Annotated in this window: 14 protein-coding genes; 6 read left to right on the top strand and 8 right to left on the bottom strand. The window is 74.2% G+C overall.

Annotated features, from left to right (window positions below; genetic code table 11):
* Positions 1-24 precede the first annotated feature (24 nt).
* From IE313_RS04925 to IE313_RS04915, 3 genes are all read right to left on the bottom strand, one after another.
* Positions 25-879 (bottom strand): class I SAM-dependent methyltransferase, encoded by an 855-nt coding sequence (locus tag IE313_RS04925; RefSeq protein ID WP_189929644.1) that lies wholly within the window; start codon positions 877-879, stop codon positions 25-27.
* Positions 880-1144: 265 nt separating this feature from the next.
* Positions 1145-1900, bottom strand: coding sequence for an SDR family NAD(P)-dependent oxidoreductase (locus IE313_RS04920; protein WP_189929643.1), 756 nt, complete (start codon positions 1898-1900; stop codon positions 1145-1147).
* Between the two features lie 113 nt (positions 1901-2013).
* Positions 2014-2643: a ScbR family autoregulator-binding transcription factor gene (locus tag IE313_RS04915; RefSeq protein ID WP_189929642.1), complete on the bottom strand. Its 630-nt coding sequence runs from the start codon at positions 2641-2643 to the stop codon at positions 2014-2016.
* A 154-nt stretch (positions 2644-2797) separates the two neighbouring features.
* Here IE313_RS04915 and IE313_RS04910 point away from each other — a divergent pair, with 154 nt between their 5' ends.
* Together IE313_RS04910 and IE313_RS04905 are read left to right on the top strand one after the other, a co-directional pair.
* Positions 2798-3754 (top strand): ScbA/BarX family gamma-butyrolactone biosynthesis protein, encoded by a 957-nt coding sequence (locus IE313_RS04910; RefSeq protein WP_189929641.1) that lies wholly within the window; start codon positions 2798-2800, stop codon positions 3752-3754.
* A 570-nt stretch (positions 3755-4324) separates the two neighbouring features.
* Complete coding sequence (locus IE313_RS04905; protein ID WP_189929640.1) at positions 4325-5311, top strand: glycoside hydrolase family 64 protein; 987 nt, start codon at positions 4325-4327, stop codon at positions 5309-5311.
* Between the two features lie 268 nt (positions 5312-5579).
* Here the strand turns inward: IE313_RS04905 and IE313_RS04900 are convergent, their stop codons facing one another.
* The 3 genes from IE313_RS04900 to IE313_RS04890 form a co-directional block, all read right to left on the bottom strand.
* Positions 5580-8015, bottom strand: a complete 2436-nt coding sequence (locus IE313_RS04900) for a glycoside hydrolase family 65 protein (RefSeq protein ID WP_189929639.1) — start codon at positions 8013-8015, stop codon at positions 5580-5582.
* Positions 8012-8755: an HAD family hydrolase gene (locus IE313_RS04895; protein ID WP_189929638.1), complete on the bottom strand. Its 744-nt coding sequence runs from the start codon at positions 8753-8755 to the stop codon at positions 8012-8014. The genes IE313_RS04900 and IE313_RS04895 overlap by 4 nt, the downstream gene beginning before the upstream one ends.
* A 61-nt stretch (positions 8756-8816) precedes the next feature.
* Entirely contained in the window at positions 8817-9902 is a 1086-nt protein-coding gene (locus IE313_RS04890; RefSeq protein ID WP_189929637.1) for a universal stress protein, read from the bottom strand.
* A gap of 377 nt (positions 9903-10279) precedes the next feature.
* Between IE313_RS04890 and IE313_RS04885 the strand changes: the two genes are divergently transcribed.
* A complete protein-coding gene (locus IE313_RS04885) occupies positions 10280-10741 on the top strand; it encodes a Crp/Fnr family transcriptional regulator (RefSeq protein ID WP_189929636.1) in 462 nt (153 codons plus the stop codon).
* 167 nt (positions 10742-10908) lie between these two features.
* Here IE313_RS04885 and IE313_RS04880 read toward each other — a convergent pair whose 3' ends face one another.
* Positions 10909-11538: an Rv1733c family protein gene (locus IE313_RS04880; RefSeq protein ID WP_189929635.1), complete on the bottom strand. Its 630-nt coding sequence runs from the start codon at positions 11536-11538 to the stop codon at positions 10909-10911.
* A 177-nt stretch (positions 11539-11715) separates the two neighbouring features.
* Between IE313_RS04880 and IE313_RS04875 the strand changes: the two genes are divergently transcribed.
* The 3 genes from IE313_RS04875 to IE313_RS04865 all read left to right on the top strand — a co-directional run bounded on the left by IE313_RS04875 (position 11716) and on the right by IE313_RS04865 (position 14299).
* Positions 11716-12801 (top strand): alcohol dehydrogenase catalytic domain-containing protein, encoded by a 1086-nt coding sequence (locus tag IE313_RS04875; protein ID WP_189929634.1) that lies wholly within the window; start codon positions 11716-11718, stop codon positions 12799-12801.
* Between the two features lie 140 nt (positions 12802-12941).
* The gene (locus IE313_RS04870; protein ID WP_189929633.1) at positions 12942-13382 is read left to right on the top strand and encodes a pyridoxamine 5'-phosphate oxidase family protein; all 441 of its coding nucleotides are present in this window, start codon (positions 12942-12944) and stop codon (positions 13380-13382) included.
* A 152-nt stretch (positions 13383-13534) separates the two neighbouring features.
* Positions 13535-14299: a response regulator gene (locus tag IE313_RS04865; protein ID WP_189929632.1), complete on the top strand. Its 765-nt coding sequence runs from the start codon at positions 13535-13537 to the stop codon at positions 14297-14299.
* Positions 14300-14515: 216 nt separating this feature from the next.
* Here IE313_RS04865 and IE313_RS04860 read toward each other — a convergent pair whose 3' ends face one another.
* Positions 14516-15268, bottom strand: a complete 753-nt coding sequence (locus IE313_RS04860; protein WP_189929631.1) for a helix-turn-helix domain-containing protein — start codon at positions 15266-15268, stop codon at positions 14516-14518.
* Between the last annotated feature and the right edge of the window lie 245 nt (positions 15269-15513).

Genomic DNA, 15513 nt, shown 5'->3' with positions numbered 1-15513 from the left:
CGCGACCGACCGCTCGACGGGCGCTCAGCGGCCGTCGGGCAGGGTGGCCACGATCACCGCACAGCGCGGGCTGCCGTCGGGCCGCAGGCCCAGCTCCGGCAGCGCGCGTACCCGCACCCCGAAGCCGGCCTGCCGCAGCTCCCGGCAGACCCGGCCCGGCGGGAAGGTCCGGTAGTACATGACGAAGGGCGGTCGCCACACCGCGTTGCGCACCCGCATCGCCATATCGAACCCGAGCAGCATCCAGTACCCGCGGCTCCCGGGCCTGGCGGGCGCGACCACCGGGAAGACGAACCGCCCACCGGGCCGCAGCACCCGCTTGACCTGGGTGAACAGCGCCGGTCGCGCGGATGGCAGAAAGTGCCCGAAGGCACCGAAGCTGACCACCAGGTCGAATGCGGCGCCGAACGGCAGAGCCATGGCGTCGGCTCGCACCCAGCCGACCCGCGCCCTGGTGGGCGCCGCACCCCGAGCGGGGCGCGGGGCGGCGAGCGGCCGCACGCTCTGTACGGGCCCGGTACTCGGGGCGGGACCCGCGGCCGCCGTGGGCCAGGGCTGCGGAGCGGGGCCGCGCCGGGCGCGCGGCCAGCCGGCGCGGCCCCGGGCGAGCATGCCCGCGCTGATGTCGAGGCCGGTGATGCTGCGCCGGCACACCTGGGCGAGGACGTCCATGCCGGCGCCGGTGCCGCAGCACAGGTCCAGGCCCCGGTCGAAGGGGCCGAGCGGGCGCAGCACACGCGCCACGGCGTCCAGGACGGCGTCCGGGGTGCGGAACGGCGTCAGGTCGAACTTCGGCGCGAGCAGGTCGTAGCCGCGCTCGACCGACGACAGCGCCTGGACGGCGAGCTCACGGACGGTGGGGCCCTCGGGTGCGAACATCGCTGTTCAGCATAGGCGGCCCGCCGGCCGGCCAGCCACGATGCGTCCGAACGGGGCGCACGGTGGCCGTTCGCGGGGCGCGGGGCGCCTGCCGTTGCCGTGCCGCGCTCCGCGGGCGGCGCCGGCACGGCAGGCGGAGGTCGGCGGCGCGGCGTCCACACGCCGGTGCGGCACGGGCCCTACCCCGGCGGGACGCGGGCACGGGGCGGACGGGGGCGCGGGCCCCAGGGCCGGGCAGGGCACCGGGGGCGCCGCCTCCCGTTTCTCACACCGCGCTGCACCCGCCGTCCACCGGCACCACGGCCCCGGTGACGAAGGACGAGCGGTCGCTGCACAGCCACGCCACGGCCTGTGCTATCTCGTCCGGGTCGGCCAGCCTCTTCTGGATGGCGCGCGCCAGGGAGTGCTCCTCGAGCTGGGGCACCTCGCGGATGGCCTGTTCCAGCAGTTCGGTGCGGGTGCTGCCCACCATCAGCACGTTGACCCTGATGTTCCCGGCGCCGTACTCCGCGGCGGCGGCCTTGGTCAGGCCCGTCACCGCGTGCTTGGCCGCCACGTAGGGGGCGCCCGCGCCGGTGGCGAAGGACCCTGCGGTACTGCCGGTGTTCACGATCGAACCGCCCGAGGGCTGGGCCAGCATGACGCGTATCTGGTGCCGCAGGCAGTTCCAGACCCCGCGGACGTTGACGTCCATGGTCCGGTCGAAGTCCGTGTCGTCCATCAGGTGCAGGGGTGTGCCGAGGGTGCCCCAGCCGGCGTTGTTGAACGCGGCGTCCAGCGAGCCGAAGGTGTCCACGGCCGTCGCGACGGCCCGTTCCACGTCGGCCGCGGAGGTCACGTCGCCCGCCGCCACCGCGGCCCGGCCGCCCGCGGCCGTGATCTCCGCGGCTATCGTCCGTAGCCGTTCCGCGCGTCTGGCCATCAGGACCACCGCGGCGCCCTCCGCGGCCAGCACCCGTGCCGCCGCCGCGCCGATACCGCTGGACGCACCCGTGATCATGATCGTCTTGCCGCTGAGCATCCGCATTCCCCTCGATCGGACCGAACATCCGTCCGGTACCGGTTGCTTGAGAGGCACACCGTACGGCCCTGCGGCACAGGGCCGTCAGTGCGGGCGGCTCAGGCCCGGCCCGCTCACATGTACCGCCCCCGGTGCTCGCCGAACTCCAGGCGCTTGACGACGCTGGGCACCGCGAGCGCGGGCAGGATGCAGTGCCACATCTCGACGATGCGCTCGGGCAGGTCCTTGCGGCCTGACTCCATGCTGGCGTGCATCTGGGCGCCGGTGCAGGCGTTGACCAGCAACCGCGACCACGCCTCGACGTCCACGCCGGAGCGCAGTTCTCGCTTGCGCTGCGCAGCCTTGAAGCTGGGCAGCACCACGGCCGCCCACTGCTGGTGGGAGTTCTCCTCGGGCGTGATGAACTCCTCCTGGTCCATCACCAGTCGTGCACCGGCCAGCAGGACGGGGTTGTCGAGGAGCTGGTAGGCCCAGGTGAGGGTGATGTCGACGACCTGCTGGAGGCCCTGTGACGGTATCGGCGGCACCACCAGGTCCGGCTGGCTGCGCACGATCTCGCGGGCCAGCTCCTCCTTGCTGCGGAAGTGGAAGTACATGGCGCCCAGGGTCACGCCCGCCCGGTTCGCGATCCTGGCGACGCTGGCCCCGGCGAATCCCGACTCCGCGAACACCTCCGCCGCCGCGCGCACCAGCGTCGCACGGGTCCGCACAGCCCGCCCCTGCTTCACCACCCGTCCTGCCATGCCCCACCTATCCGATCTTGCTCGACAACGAAATCAGCACTCTCTATTTTTGTTAACCCCGCAACTTGGTCCGTCGACATCAAGACGTCGTCGCGCACCGGCATCCAGCCGCCGACCGTTGCCCGCCCAGTGATGTTCCAGGGAGAGATTCCGCATGGTCACCAGTACCACCGATGCTCTCTCAGCCTCAGCCGCCCGCAGAGGACCCGAGCACGCGCTGCACGGGTACGTACGGAAGATCGAGAGTGCCGAGATCCTCGTCCACGACTGGCGCCCGGACTCCGAGGAGTCCCAGGTCGTCACGCTCAAATGGCCGGGGGCGCACGCCTTCTACACCCTGTGCGAGGACGTCACCAGCCCCCTGCTCTTCACCGAGAGCATCCGCCAGGCCCTGGCCCTCCTCTCCCATACGGTGCATCACATACCGCTCGATCACCGGCTCGGCTGGGAGTATGCCCGCTCCACCGTCGCCCCCGCCGCCCTCTGGCGGGGTCCCACCCCCGCCGTGGTCGACATGCGGATCACGCACTCCGCCGTGTCACGCCGCCGCTTCGGTTCGGTCCAGGTCACCGCGGAGATCGAGGCGGCGAGTGACGGTGCGTACGTGGGTTCCGCCGAGATCCGGTATGTTACCCATCCTCCCGCGTTCTACCGCAGACTCCGCGGACGGTACGCGGACGCGGCCGAATCCTTCGCCCGCACCCTGGCGCCCGCGCCTCCCGTCGCCGCCGCCCAGGTCGGCCGCGACCGGCCCCGGGACGTGGTCATCGCGCCCACCGGGACCCCGCACCGCTGGCAGTTGCGCACGGACACCACCCACGAGGTGCTCTTCGACCACTCCCACGACCATGTGCCGGGCATGGTGCTCCTGGAGGCCGCCGCGCAGGCCGCACAGGCCGAGGCGGGCCCGCGCCGGGTGCTGGCCGTCGGCTACGAGACCACGTTCTTCCGCTACGTCGAGCTCGACCAGCCCTGCTGGATCACCGCCGAACCGGCCGCTCCTGATCTCCTGGGCCGTTCTCGTCTCAAAGTCGACGGTGTGCAGGGAGGCCGGGTTGTGTCCTCGACCCTGGTGGCAACCGAGCCGCTCGACGCGACGCCCGCCTCCTGAGCGGACGGGACGGCCGCGTCCTGGGCACACCTCCTGGGTACGCGTCCTGAGCGGCGACCCGGGTCCAGGGGCCACGGGCCACGGGCTTCGAGGTTCGTGCGGGCACGAGCCGCGGCACGCACGGCACGCCCCGGCTCCACGATCCGCCAGTACCCCGCACCCGCGGTCGGTGCCCTGTAACGCAAACCGCACCGCGGGAAGGCGAGCCGTACCCCCGGAGGGCGCAAGCAGCACCCCGGCTTGGGCACACGCACTGGGCACACGCACCCCGGGGCCGAGAGCAAGACGCCGGAGCGCACCACAGGCCCCGCGCGCCGGTCCGCGTCCCTCGCCCCGGCCTGCCGCGCCTGCCGCGCCCGGCTCCGTCGTGCCCTGCCCAAGACGCCCCGGCGTCCCGCGCCTTGACAAAGCACGGGCATCCCAAGAGGCTTTGAGAGCGCTCTCTCGCCCGGTCGGCCGATCGCCGCAGGGCGCTCAACAGCGCGTACCACAAGGGCTGGACGAGAGCCGCCACCCGGCCGCGGCCGTGCGTCCACGCCCGCCAGCGCCCCCCACAGCCACGGAGGACCGATGCCCCCCACAGCAACGCCCCCGCTCCACCGCCGGCGCTCGACCTATCTGATCGGTGCCGTCGCCCTGCTGCTCACCACCACGTCCGTGATCATGAACACCGCCTCGCCCTCGGCCTACGGTGCCGCCACTTCCGCGCCGGCCGTCGCCGCGGGTGTCGCCCCGCCCGACGACTGGTGGGGCGACACCGGCAGCATCCCGCCCGCGAAGAACGTGCTCACGGTCAAGGTGCTCAACAAGACCAACGGCCAGTACCCGGACGACCAGGTCTACTGGACGTTCAACAACGAGACGCACTCGATCGCCGAGCAGCCGTACGTCGACATGCCCGCCAACTCCGCCGGCCGGATGTACTTCCACCTCGGTTCGCCGGACAGCAAGTACCAGGACTTCATCGAGTTCACCGTCGGCGACGACGTCTTCAACGGCAACACCACCCGCGTCGACGCGTTCGGCCTGAAGCTGGCGATGCGGCTGCACGCCGGCGACGGCTACGACGTCCAGGTCGGCGAGGACTACGAGACGTTCCAGGAGTCCCGGGACGCCACCTGGCAGAAGTTCGCGGACGCCATGCCCACCGAGTTCAAGTCGCTCACCGAGGTGGAGAAGCCGTACCGGATCCTCGCCCCCGGCAGCGTGCCGGACTTCCGCGCGGGCGGTCAGTACGCGAACTACATGAGCGACTACGCGCAGAAGGTGGGCGTGAACGCCCCCACCTCCGACATCTTCGGCTGCGCCGGTACGCTCGCGGGCGACCCGGGCATGTGCTCGGCGCTCAACCGCCATGTGGCCGAGCTGCCCCAGGACGCCTGGTCGAAGCCGGAGAACTACTACAAGGACGCCCCGGCGAACTACTACGCCAAGTTCTGGCACGACCACTCCATCAACAACCTGGCCTACGGCTTCCCCTACGACGACTACGCGGGCCAGTCCTCGTTCGTCTCGCACGGCGATCCGCAGTGGCTGGAGGTGGCCGTCGGCTGGTGAGCCGCCGGCGCGCGCCGTGCGCGCCCCACCGCGTGTGGCTGCGGGCCCCCGGGAGCTTTCCCGGGGGCCCGCTCCCGTGCCGCCGGCGGGTGGCCACGGGGCGCCGCCAGGAGCCCGGCGAGGAGACGCCGACCGTGGTGGTGTCCACTCGGAGGCGGTGCGGAAGGTGTTGAACCAGTTGGCGGCGTCGCCCTTGCGCTCCAGGATGTCGCTCTTGGTCGGGTACGCGCCGCTCGCTTACGGACCGTTCGGGCGCACGCCGGTGCCGTCAGCCCGGGAGCATCAGCTCCACCGACTCCCCAGGCTCGACGACCACGGAGCGGTCCGGCAACTGGATGTCGATGGGCGACTTGTCCGAGTCGGGCACGGCGAGCTGCAGCCGCCCCGGCCGCACCCCGAGGCGCACACCACCGTGGCCCTGGTAGTGGACCGCGAAGCTGTAGGAGGCGAGTTCGGGCATCGGCACGGGGTCCAGGCACAGCGCCCCGCCCCGCGTGGACAGGCCGGTCAGGCCGCGCTGGACGAGGTCGAGCGTGCCCGCCATGGCACCCAGGTGGATGCCCTCACCGGTGGTGCCGCCCTGGAGGTCGGCGATGTCGCCCTTGACGGCCTCCTGGCAGAACCGCCACGCCTCGGCCCGCCTGACCCTGGCCAGCACCCAGCCGTGCACGAGTCCGCTGAGCGTCGAGCCGTGACTCGTACGGCGCAGGTAGTAGTCCACGGTGCGCTGCCACAGGTCGTCGTCGAAGCGGTAGCCGAGGCGGTCGAACAGGGCGGTCAGCTCCGCCGTCGGGAAGAGGTAGCCCAGCATCAGCACATCGGCCTGCTTGGACGCCTGATAGCGGTTGGCGGTGTCGCCCTCGGCCTCCAGGATCCGGTCCAGGCGCCGGATGTCCCCGTACGCCTTCGCGTAGCCGTCCCAGTCCAGCTCCTTCAGGTCCCCGTAACCCTCGAACTGGCTGATCACGCCCTCGTGGAAGGGCACGTACAGCGCACGCGAGACCTCCTCCCAGCGCGCCACCTCGTCGTCGTCCAGCTCCGTGCGCTCGGCGAGGTCGCGGCGCTCCGGTGCGGAGAGGGTGCCGAGCAGGTCGAGGGTGCGCGCCAGCGCCCAGGCCGCGGTCACGTTCGTGTAGGCGTTGTCGTCGAGTCCCGCCTCGGCTGCGCCGGGATAGGCGTCGTGGTACTCGTCGGGGCCGACCACGCCGCGGATGCGGTAGCGGCCCAGCACCCTGTCGTAGCCCGCGAGGTCCGCCCAGAAGCGCGCGACGTGCAGCAGCATCTCGGCGCCCTTGGTGTGCAGGAACTCGGTGTCGCCGCTCGCCTCGCAGTACTGCCAGACGTTGTAGGCGACGGCGGAGCCGACGTGCCGCTGGAGGTGGGAGTGGTCGGGCAGCCAGCGGCCTGACCGGGGGTTGAGGTGCAGTTGCTGGGTCTCCTCGCGGCCGTCGCTGCCGCTCTGCCACGGGTACATCGCACCAGTCAGCCCCGTCTCCCCGGCCGAGTGGCGGGCCCGCTCCAGGCGGCGGTGCCGGTAGCCGAGCAGGGCGCGCGAGACCTCGGGGAAGTGCAGGTTGAGGAACGGCAGGACGAACAGCTCGTCCCAGAAGATGTGGCCGCGGTATGCCTCGCCGTGCAGCCCGCGGGCCGGCACCCCGGCGTCCAGGTCCGCGGTGTGCGGCGAGAGGGTCTGCAGTACGTGGAACAGGTGCAACCGCAGGATGCGGCCCGCCTCGCCCGGCACGGTGAGCTCGGCGCGCCGCCACAGTTGCCGCCACGCGGTGCGGTGCGTGGCGAGCAGGTCGTCGAAGCCCGGCGCGCGGGCCGCCCGGTAGGTGGCGGCGTCCAGCGGCTCGCTGATCGCCCGGTCCCGTGAGGTGTGCAGGGCCACCACCTTGTCGGCGGTGACCGTGCGCCCCTCCTCGGCGCCGAGCCGCCACACCTGGACGGCGCGCGCCGCCTCGTGCGCCGTGCCGGTGTCCCTGCCCGTGCCGCCGCGCACCGCGGTGCGGGCCGCCATGCCGATGCGCAGCCCCGAGGTGCGGGTGCGGCAGGCCAGCCAGACGGTGTCCCAGGCGGCGGTGCCGGCCCGTATGTCGGTGAGGTGGTCGCCGTTCAGATCCCGGTAGCGGGCCACACCCGCGTTGGTGACCGTGCCGTCGAGCGCCGTCTCGATCTCGATCCGGCCGGTGAAGTTCTCGGCTTCCACCTCGGTGCGCAGCGCCGCGAGGTGGGAGTCCGCCATGTGCACCAGCCGTAGCTGGCGCACCGTCAGGCGCCGGCCCCTCTCGTCCTCGTAGCGGGTCCGGCGCTCCAGGAGGCCGGTGTCCAGGTGGAGGAGCTGGTGGTGGTCGCGCAGTGCCGGGGTGTCCGGGGTGAGCCAGGGGGCCGGTGAACGGCGGCCGGTGGCGGTGCCGTCGTCGCCGTCGGCGATCCGCACCCGCAACGGCAGCCAGTTGGGCAGGTTGACCATGTCCTCGTTCTCGACCTGGCGGCCGTCCACGGTCGAGGCGAGGCGGTTGTAGAGGCCGGCGGCGTAGGTGCCGGGGTAGTGCACGTCGTCCGCGACGCACTCGGCAGCGGCGCCCCGGGTGGCGAAGCGGCCGTTGCCCAGGGTGCACAGCGATTCCCGCAGCCTCTCCTCGGCCGGGTCGTAGCCCCGGTACTCCCAGGTCCAGTCGGTCTCGCCGGTGCTGTCCGTCACGTGGACGCTCCTTCGGTGAGCAGCTCGCCCAGGTCGCGTACCACCAGATCGGCACCGTGACACCGCAGGCGCTCCGCGGCACCGGGGTCCTGGGTGCGGTGCACGCCCACGACCGGGTGGAACCTGCCGCGGCGGCCCGCCTCCACCCCGGCCACGGCGTCCTCGACCAGGGCCGTGGCCTCGGGCGGGCGGCCCAGCCTGCGGGCGGCCTCCAGGAAGAGCGCGGGGTCGGGTTTGCCGGGCAGCCGGAGGCGGGCCGCGACCACGCCGTCGACCAGGGCGTCGAAGAGGCCGTCGGCCCCGGCGTGCACCAGCAGGTCACGGGCGTGCCGGGAGGCGGACGCGGCGGCGAGCCGGACGCCGTCGGCGCGCAGGGCGGCCAGCAGCCGCACCGTGCCCGGATAGGCTCCGATGCCGCCCTCGCGCAGCCGGGCGACGAAGATCTCGTCCTTGCGCGCCGCGACGTCGTCCACCTCGTCCTGCGAGGGGTGCAGCCCGCGGGAGGCGAGGAAGGCGGCCGCGCCGTCCAGGCGTGCCTTGCCGTCGACGTGGCTCAGGTAGTCCTCGTGCGGGTCGAAGGGCCGGCGCTGTGCGGGGTCGTCGGGCGGATGCGCGGCGAGGTACGCGTCAAAGGCCCGCTGCCAGGCCGCGGCGTGGACGCGCGCCGAGTCGACGATCACTCCGTCGGTGTCGAGGACCACGGCCGGGACGCCGGCGAGCGGTGCGCGGATCGCTGTCATGGGTCGTCCTCACGGGGCCTGGGCCGGGTTGCCGGTCGGGCGGTCGGGGCGGGCAGGGCGCTCACTCGCGGTGCGGGACGACGGCCACCGGGCAGTCGGCGTAGTGCAGCATCGTGTGGGCGACCCGGCCGATCCGGGCGTCGACGCGGCCGGGCTGCCGCTGGGCGCCGGCCACCAGCAGGTCCGCGCTCTGCGAGCGGGCCAGCAGCATTTCGTGGGCGGGTCCTTCCACCACCGTGCGGACCACCTCGGTCCCGGGGTGCTCGCGCTCCGCCTCACGCAGCACCTCGTCGAGCAGCCGGGCAGCGCGCTGCTGGTGGCGGCGTGCGCGCTCCTTGGGCCAGCGCAGCCGGCCGGCCATCTGGTAAGCGGGGCACCGCCAGGCGCGCAGCGCTTCCAGTTCGCTGTGCGTGAGCGCGGCCTCCCGGAAGGCGAACCGGACCGCGTCCGCGCAACTGGCCGCCTCGGCCGCGGCGAGCAGGACCCGCCGGTTGGCGCCCGCGCGGTTGGCCGGGCTGCCGCGCACCACGATCACCGGGCAGGGCGCCTTGGTGGCCACGGCGAGGCTGACGGTGCCGAGCAGCACGCCGGGCACCGCGCCCCGGCCGCGCTCGCCGGTGATCAGCGCGCTCGCGTTGCGTGCCTCGCGCAGCAGAGCCGCCTCGGTCTCCTCGCAGGCCACGTCGGTGAGGACCTTGACGTCCGGGTTGCGGCGGGCGACCCGCTCGGCGGCCGCGCCGACGATGCGCTCGGGCGACTCCTCGACCCCGGCGGCCTCCTCCGGCTCCCCGGTCCCGGCGTCCCCCGGTTCACGCTCCGCGGTCTCCTGGGTCTCCCACCTCTCCCGCGTCTCCCGCGTCCCGTTCTCCCCCGGCCACTCGGCCGGCGGAGGCACGAGCGGCTCCCACGGCCGTGCCACGGCCACGCCGCGGGCCGTGCGCCGCCGGGCGGCACCGCTCCCCGCGGTGTCCCGCACGGCGAGCCTGCGGGTCCTGCGGGCGGGGCGGGTGTGCTCGTAGCGCTGCCACAGCGAGGCGTGCACCAAGCGGAGCGCAAGCCCGGCCCTGGCCGCCTCGTCGGTCGCCCAGTCGACCGCCCGCAGACTGCACTCCGAGCCGTCCACCCCCACGACCAGCGGCAGTTCCATGATCCGCACCGCCTCTCACCCGCGCGAGGACACCGCCTCACCTCCATCGTGGCACCCCGGCGAGGCCGCGGCAGGAGGGCCGTACGCCCCGGGGGCCCGGGACGTTCGGCCCAGGGCACGGCGGCGCGCCGAACGGCACGCTCGTACCAGGACACGTGCCGCGCGTGGATCCCGCGGCCTCGCGGCAGGCGGCGCGAGGGCGCGAGCGGGCAGGTGTCCGTGTCGGAGGAGTACCGCGTCCGTGGCCTGTGCCGCGGCCGCGGGGCCGGGCGGGGCGCGGCCCGTGCGGTGGGCGGTCCGGTGGCGGACGGCCCGATCGCCCGGGCGCGCCGGCCGACACCGCCGCCCGGTACCGGGAAGGAAGGCAGGGTCCGGCCATGACCGTCGCGTCGACCATCACGATCCACGCGCTGGCCCCCGAGCACCGGGCACGGCTGATGGAGCTGGCGCGCGACACGTCGTTCGCCGAGGGGGCGCGGATCTTCGAGGAGGGCCAGCACGCGGACCGCTTCTGGATCGTGCGGACCGGCACCGTCTCACTGGACATGCGCGTGCCGGGCCGCCGCTCACCGGTGGTCGAGACGCTCGGCCACAACGAGCTGATCGGCTGGTCCTGGCTGTTCGAACCGTTCGTCTGGCAGCTCGGCGCGGAGGCGCTGTCACCGGTGCGCGCGCACGAGTTCGACGCGGAGGCGGTGCGAGCGCTGTGCCGGTCCGATCCGCCGCTGGAAGCGGCCGTCTCCCAGTGGGTCGGCCGGGTGCTGGCGCACCGGCTCCAGACGGCCAGGAACCGGTTGCTCGACCTCTACGCCCCGTACGGCAGCGGGGCGTGGGCGTAGCGGCCCACCCGGCCGCTCCCGCCGGTCCGCGACACGGCCGCACCGGCCACCGTGCTCCGTGTGCACCGCAGGTGTGCGCGCCCCGCATGCCGTCATGTACAGGCCCCGCCCGCATGCCGCGCCGGAAGGCCGGAGGAAGGCCACCTGCGGTGGGGCGGAAGGCGCTGTCACCCCATCCTGTGCCGCCAGCGGGGCTCGACGTCCTCCCACTCCTTGTCCCAGTGCGCGGCGCGCACCGCGTCGAGGCGCAACCGTACGCCCCGCCCGGCCGCATAGGTGACACCGCTGAAGAACACGGCGGCCGAACCACCGAGCAGGACGGCCTGCATCGCGGCCTCCGTCCCGCCGGCGGGCGCGCTGGTCAGTTCTCCCTGCCGGTCCGTCCAGACCCGCACCTCGGAGCCGGCCCGGTGGCCGGCGTCGACCATGGTGTGGCCGGTGTGCCGGGAGCCGTCGGGGCCGGTCCAGTGCACCTCGGCCCGCACCCGGCTGTTGTCGCCGCCCGCGACGCCCTGCGCCGAGGGAGCGTCCTTGGAGAGCACCGCGGTCACGGAGTGCCGCTCGGCGCGCTGGTCCGCCAGTGTCCGGTCGGTCGCGCGGGCCGCGAACACACCGACGAGAGCACCGCCCACCGCGACCACGATCCACACGATCAGGATGATCCACGCCTCTACGACGTCCTCGCGGCGCCGCAGCGGATTGCTGCGCCAGCGCCACAACCACGGCTTCGGACGCTGCGCCTGCGGCCGGCCGGCCCCTGCTCCGGGCGGCGGCCTCGCCGGCGTGCCCCTGCCCATCGAACTCCTCCTCACGCTCACTTCGAACGTGGCACCCGGTGTCCGGGGCGCGGCAGGGGCCGCCCGGGGTGCTCGTGTGCCCCGGGGGACCGGACCCGGGGGGCCGCCCGGCCCAAGCCGGTCGCGGCACCGGGCGCGCAGTCTGGTAAAGAGGTGTCCACCAGCGGAGGGACGGTCATGAAAGCGCTGGTCTTCCACGGCCCGGGCCGGTCGGCCTGGGAGTCCGTCGCGGATCCCGGCGTCGAGGACGCCGCCGACGCCGTCGTCCGGGTCGGCACCACCACCGTCTGCGGCACCGACCTGCACATCCTGCGGGGCGAGGTGCCGCAGGTGCGGCCCGGTACCGTGCTCGGCCACGAGGCGGTCGGCGAGGTGGTGGAGACCGGCTCCGAGGTGCGCTCGGTCCGGCCCGGCGACCGGGTGCTGGTGTCCTGCGTCTCGGCGTGCGGCCGCTGCGGCCCCTGCCGGATCGCCAGGTACGGGCGGTGCCGTGGCGGCGGGGGCCGGCTTCTCGGCCTCCTGATCGACGGCACCCAGGCCGAGTACGTCCGGGTGCCGCACGCGGACCTGTCCGTGCACCCGCTGCCCGGCACCGTGAGCGACAGGGACGCCGTGCTCCTCGCCGACGTCCTCCCCACCGGCCACGAGGTCGGGGTGCTGAACGGCGGTGTCCGGCCCGGGGACACCGTCGCCGTCGTCGGGGCCGGTCCGATCGGACTCGCCGCGGTGGCCACCGCGCAGCTCTACGCGCCCGAGCGGACCATCGCCGTGGACCTCGACGCGGCCCGGCTCGACACCGCCAAGCGGTTCGGTGCGGACGCCGTGGTCACCGCCGAGGAGGGCCCCGAGCAGTTGGTGTCCGACCTCACCGGGGGGCTCGGCGCCGATGTGGCGATCGAGGCGGTGGGGGTGCCGGAGACCTTCGAGGCGTGCACCCGGATGGTGCGTGCCGGCGGCCGGGTGGCCGTTGTCGGGGTGCACGGCAAACCGGCGACGCTGCACCTGGAGGAGCTGTGGAGCAGGGACGTGACCATCACCACGGGTTTGGTCGACACCCACTCCACGCCCACCCTGCTGCGTATGGCGGCGGCCGGCCGGCTGCCCGTCTCCGGCCTCATCACGCATGACTTCCCACTGGACGCCATGGAGGAGGCGTACGACGTCTTCGGCGGTGCCGCGAGCACCGGCGCCCTGAAGGTGGTGCTGGGCGAGGAGCCGCACGACACGCTGGCCACGACGCCCGGGACCGCCGTGGGCCCGTAGTCGCGGCCGGGCCCGCCGCGGCTGGGCCGTTCCCCGCGCACGGGTGCCCGATGGGCCCTTACCCGGGCGGCGCGGCCGGACGGAGCGTGGTGCGTGCGGGGTCCGACCGCCGGACCGCCACCGGGGAACCGAACCGTGTCATGAACGCCCACGACGGCTTCGACGAACTCGGCAGGCAGGAGAGCCTGCGGCTGCTGAGCAGGGCACCCGTGGGCCGGGTGATCCACACCAGGCGCGCGCTGCCCGCGGTGCTGCCGGTCCGTTTCTGCCTGGACGGTGACTCCGCCGTCGTCCTGCGGGCCCCGGCGCGCTCCGAGCTGGTGCGCGCGCTCGACGGGGTGGTGGTGGCCTTCGAGGTGGACGAGATGGACGCCGGGGCCCGGGTCGGCTGGAGCGTCGTCGTGACCGGCAGGGCCACGGTGGTGACCAGCCCGGACGAGCACGAGCGGCTGTCGCGCACCGGCCCCCGCTCCTGGGCGGCGCCGCCCGGGGACGCCGACGAGGTCTTCGTGCGCATCGAACCGGAGCTGGTCACGGGCCGGGAGCTGACCCGCGGCCGCGGGGCGCGTGTCACCCCCTGAGCGCCCGGGGAGGGACGGCCGCCGGGTACGCCAGCGCACGGTGTGGGCCACATGGTGTGTGCGCCGCCGTCGGACGGGTATCCGTCAGGGGCCGCACACCAGGGCGCCGGCCCGGCATCCGGCGCCGGCGGTCACGCGCGACGGGAGCACCCATGGCGGACGGCGACCGGCCGGGCACCGGCCACCCGATCACGGTCTTCCTCCTGGACGACCACGAGGTGGTGCGGCGCGGCGTGCACGACCTGCTGAGTGACGAACCGGACATCGAGGTGGCCGGCGAGGCCGCCACGGCCGCCCAGGCCCTGGCGCGGGTACCGGCGCTGCGGCCTCAGGTGGCGGTGCTCGACGTCCGGCTGCCGGACGGCGACGGAGTGAGCGTCTGCCGTGAGCTGCGCGCCAAAATGCCCGGGCTCGCCTGCCTGATGCTGACCTCCTTCGACGACGAGGAGGCCCTCCTCGACTCGATCATGGCGGGTGCGTCCGGTTTCGTGCTGAAGCAGATCTGCGGCTCCGATCTCGTCTCCGCGGTGCGTACCGTGGCCGCCGGGCAGTCACTGCTCGACCCGAGCGCCACCGCACGGCTGATGGCCCGGCTGCGCGGCGACCGGGACCGGGAGGAGGAGCGGGACGCCCTTCCGGGCCTGACCGAGCGCGAGCGGGAGATCCTGGTGCTGATCGGCGAGGGGCTCACCAACCGGCAGATCGGACAGCGGCTCTACCTCGCCGAGAAGACCGTGAAGAACCACATCTCGCGGCTGCTGGCCAAGCTGGGCGTGGAGCGCAGGATCCAGGCCGCCGTCATCGCCACCCAGGAACAGGACCGCCGGGAGCACGGGGACCACGGCGACCGCGCAGGCCGCGGCACCCGTACGGGGCACGGCAGCGGGGCGGGCGCGTACGGCACCGGCGGCGGCTGACGGCCGCACCTTCCCTGGAAAGCGGCATCGGGCCGGCCGACGGAACCGGCAGGGGCCCACCGGCGGGTCGGCGCACGCCACGGGCGCACCCGGCGGCAGGACGCCGCAGGACCCCGCCGCAGGACCCCGCAGGACCATGGGCCGGCACGGGTGTTCCAAGCGCCGGGGTGCGCTCCCGTCCGGGCCTCGACGAGCGGGTCCAGGCCGCGGCGGCGGTCAGCCGCCGGAGCGGCCCACCTGGTCGTCGCCCTGGTCGTCGCCCTGGTCGTTCGGGTCGGCGTCCTGGTCGTCGACGATGATCCGGCGGCCGGTGAGGCGGTGCGGGGTCAGGACCACCCACAGATGGCGGTCGCCGCCCGCCCAGGGCGTGCTGTACGCCTTCTCGTCCAGGCTGCGCACCGTCTCGTCGTCGGTGACCGCCCGTGCGGCACCCACCACCAGGACGCTCCAGCCCCGGCTGAGCGCGTCGTCGATGTGGTCCACCTCGAAGGCGGTGTCGCTGCCCGCGGCGTGCGCGGGCGGCGCCTCGGGGCCGGTACGGAAGGCCAGGTCGCCGTCGGTCACGAGGTAGTTGACCGGGAAGATGGCGGGGCCGCTCCCGGTCGTCACGGCGACCCGTCCGACGCCGTGGGTGCCCAGCAGCTCACGGCACTGCGCCGGGCTGAGGTCGGCCAGCCGCGCGTGACGGGCGGCGCGGCCCAGACCGGACGGCAGGTCCGTGGTACCGCCGGTCAGTTCCTCCACCGTGGTCTCCAGGGCATCCGCGAGCCGGAGCAGGAACCCCATCCCCGGCGTCGAGGTGTGCTCCTCCATGTACTGGATGTAGCCCGGTGCCGAGCCCGACCGTGCGGCCACGTCCTCACGGCTGAGGCCCAGTTCCTCGCGGCGGGCGACCACGCGCCGGCCGATGTCCCCCTTCACGCGCTCCGACTCGGGCGGCACGGATCCCGGCTGCGGTTCTTCGGGCATGGCGGCACCCATCCTTCGTTGACGGCGGTGGACGGCCCGACGGTGCCGTCGGCTCCTCTCCCTCTTCATGCCCGCCCGCGCCCGCGTGGTGTGACCGCTCACCCGATCGGCTCCGCGGCGGGCGCGGGCGGGCGCGCCGCCACCCGCGCGCCCGGGTCCGGCCGCGCACGGCCGGAGCCAGCCCCGGCCGTGCACCCGGCCCCGGTCTCCGTGCTGCCCGGCGGAGGCGCGCTACGCCCTGCCGG

This window comes from Streptomyces sulfonofaciens, from assembly GCF_014656295.1.
Lineage (GTDB): Bacteria > Actinomycetota > Actinomycetes > Streptomycetales > Streptomycetaceae > Streptomyces > Streptomyces sulfonofaciens.
Note: the sequence above shows the minus strand (reverse complement) of the source record. Positions and strands in the feature narration are given on the sequence as shown.

Excerpts from the sequence above, each read along its gene's own strand:
- IE313_RS04925 (WP_189929644.1), bottom strand. The coding sequence starts at position 879 with ATGTTCGCACCCGAGGGCCCCACCGTCCGTGAGCTCGCCGTCCAGGCG.
- IE313_RS04920 (WP_189929643.1), bottom strand. The coding sequence starts at position 1,900 with ATGCTCAGCGGCAAGACGATCATGATCACGGGTGCGTCCAGCGGTATC.
- IE313_RS04915 (WP_189929642.1), bottom strand. The coding sequence starts at position 2,643 with ATGGCAGGACGGGTGGTGAAGCAGGGGCGGGCTGTGCGGACCCGTGCG.
- IE313_RS04910 (WP_189929641.1), top strand. The coding sequence starts at position 2,798 with ATGGTCACCAGTACCACCGATGCTCTCTCAGCCTCAGCCGCCCGCAGA.
- IE313_RS04905 (WP_189929640.1), top strand. The coding sequence starts at position 4,325 with ATGCCCCCCACAGCAACGCCCCCGCTCCACCGCCGGCGCTCGACCTAT.
- IE313_RS04895 (WP_189929638.1), bottom strand. The coding sequence starts at position 8,755 with ATGACAGCGATCCGCGCACCGCTCGCCGGCGTCCCGGCCGTGGTCCTC.
- IE313_RS04890 (WP_189929637.1), bottom strand. The coding sequence starts at position 9,902 with ATGGAACTGCCGCTGGTCGTGGGGGTGGACGGCTCGGAGTGCAGTCTG.
- IE313_RS04885 (WP_189929636.1), top strand. The coding sequence starts at position 10,280 with ATGACCGTCGCGTCGACCATCACGATCCACGCGCTGGCCCCCGAGCAC.
- IE313_RS04880 (WP_189929635.1), bottom strand. The coding sequence starts at position 11,538 with ATGGGCAGGGGCACGCCGGCGAGGCCGCCGCCCGGAGCAGGGGCCGGC.
- IE313_RS04875 (WP_189929634.1), top strand. The coding sequence starts at position 11,716 with ATGAAAGCGCTGGTCTTCCACGGCCCGGGCCGGTCGGCCTGGGAGTCC.
- IE313_RS04870 (WP_189929633.1), top strand. The coding sequence starts at position 12,942 with ATGAACGCCCACGACGGCTTCGACGAACTCGGCAGGCAGGAGAGCCTG.
- IE313_RS04865 (WP_189929632.1), top strand. The coding sequence starts at position 13,535 with ATGGCGGACGGCGACCGGCCGGGCACCGGCCACCCGATCACGGTCTTC.
- IE313_RS04860 (WP_189929631.1), bottom strand. The coding sequence starts at position 15,268 with ATGCCCGAAGAACCGCAGCCGGGATCCGTGCCGCCCGAGTCGGAGCGC.